The organism is Oleiphilus sp. HI0079 (genome assembly GCF_001635105.1).
Genome location: NZ_LWFT01001022.1, coordinates 1 through 1007 on the forward strand (window position 1 = coordinate 1; position 1007 = coordinate 1007).

General features: G+C 45.3%; 1 protein-coding gene. It reads left to right on the plus strand.

The window, feature by feature from the left end; all coding sequences use genetic code 11:
* Positions 1–871, plus strand: an 871-nt coding sequence (gene clpX / locus A3750_RS18445) for an ATP-dependent Clp protease ATP-binding subunit ClpX (protein WP_068548588.1), incomplete at its 5' end; no start/stop codon positions are given.
* Positions 872–1007 lie beyond the last annotated feature (136 nt).

The following is a 1007-nucleotide window of genomic DNA, read 5'->3' on the forward strand; positions in this document are numbered from 1 at the left end:
CCTTAATGTTCCATTTACGATTGCTGATGCAACGACGCTTACGGAAGCGGGTTATGTAGGTGAGGATGTCGAGAATATCATTCAGAAGCTCCTCCAGAAATGCGACTATGACGTTGATAAAGCGCAGCGTGGTATCGTCTACATAGATGAGATCGACAAGATTTCGCGTAAGTCCGACAATCCATCCATTACGCGTGATGTTTCTGGTGAAGGTGTTCAGCAGGCCTTGCTCAAGCTAATTGAAGGTACTGTTGCGTCTGTTCCTCCCCAGGGAGGGCGCAAGCACCCTCAGCAAGAGTTCTTGCAGGTAGATACATCGAATATTTTGTTTATTTGTGGCGGAGCCTTTGCTGGCTTGGATAAAGTCATTCAGGATCGGTCTGAGAAGAGCAGTATCGGATTTAGTGCGACAGTGAAAAGCAAGGAGGCAGAGAAATCAGTTGGTGAGACTCTGCAGGACGTTGAGACAGAAGATTTGGTTCGTTATGGCTTAATACCTGAGTTTGTTGGTCGTTTGCCTGTTGTAGCCACGCTCAATGAGTTAGACGAAGATGCATTAATGCAGATTCTGACTGAGCCTAAGAACTCGCTCACCAAACAGTATCAGCAGCTCTTTGAAATGGAAGGTGTTGAAGTTGATTTTCGAGAAGATGCATTGCGCGCTGTGGCCAGAAAGTCAATGGAGCGTAAAACTGGTGCTCGTGGCTTGAGATCGATTCTAGAAAATGTGTTGCTGGATACGATGTACCACATACCCTCAGAAGACGGTATTAGCAAGGTTGTTGTTGATGAAAGTGTGATTGATGGTGATTCTGATCCGATTCGCATTTATGACAATAAAGATCAGGCCAAGGCTGTCCCAGAGGGATAGTGAGAAGCATTGCTGTCAAAAGCCCAGCTCATTGAGTTGGGCTTTTTTGTTTGGCATAGAGAAAACTTGGAATAGTTGAGCGTGCCTCCTTGTAAATAAAAAGTAAGACCCTATTTACAAAGTAATGCCGCGAGTA